At 67.9% G+C, this 607-nt stretch carries 2 pseudogenes; both read left to right on the top strand.

Annotated features, from left to right (window positions below):
* Nucleotides 1–53 precede the first annotated feature (53 nt).
* A pseudogene (locus ABD161_RS16030) lies at nucleotides 54–293 on the top strand (IS3 family transposase); the annotation flags it as partial.
* A 60-nt stretch (nucleotides 294–353) separates the two neighbouring features.
* Nucleotides 354–607, top strand: a pseudogene (locus ABD161_RS16035) (DDE-type integrase/transposase/recombinase); the annotation flags it as partial.

The raw sequence follows: 607 nt of genomic DNA on the forward strand, positions 1-607 counted from the left end.
CGTGCGGCGGCGTATCTGTCGCAGGCGAACCTGCGGCTTGGTGGCTCCCCAAAATGACGTACCCGCTCGTATCTGAGCTCGCCGACGCGGGGATCCCCGTGACGGTGTCGTGCCGGGTTCTCAAGCTCGCCCGCCAGCCCTACTACCGGTGGCGCAACGACCCCGTCCGGGACGCGGACGTGCTCCGCGCATATCGGATCAACGCGCTGCATGATGCGCACCACGAGGACCCGACGTTCGGCTACCGATACCTCGCCGACGAGGCCCGCCGAGCGGGGTGGCGGATGAGCCGGCGGACGGCGTGGAAGCTGTGCTCGCAGGCGGGGATTCTCTCGTCCGCGCAACGCCGGCGACGCGGGAAGGGGAAGAAGGCCGGGCCGCCCGTGTTCGACGACCACGTCCAGCGCGTGTTCCGCGCCGATGCACCGAACCGGCTCTGGCTCACGGACATCACGGAGCACTGGACGAGCGAAGGCAAGCTCTACTGCTGCGCGATCAAGGACGTGTTCTCCAACCGAATCGTCGGGTACTCGATCTCAGATCGGATGACCGCGAAACTCGCCGTAGACGCCGTCCGAAATGCTGTCGCGCGCCGCGGTGAGGTCGC

This window comes from Microbacterium paludicola, from assembly GCF_039529675.1.
GTDB classification, from domain to species: Bacteria; Actinomycetota; Actinomycetes; order Actinomycetales; family Microbacteriaceae; genus Microbacterium; species Microbacterium paludicola.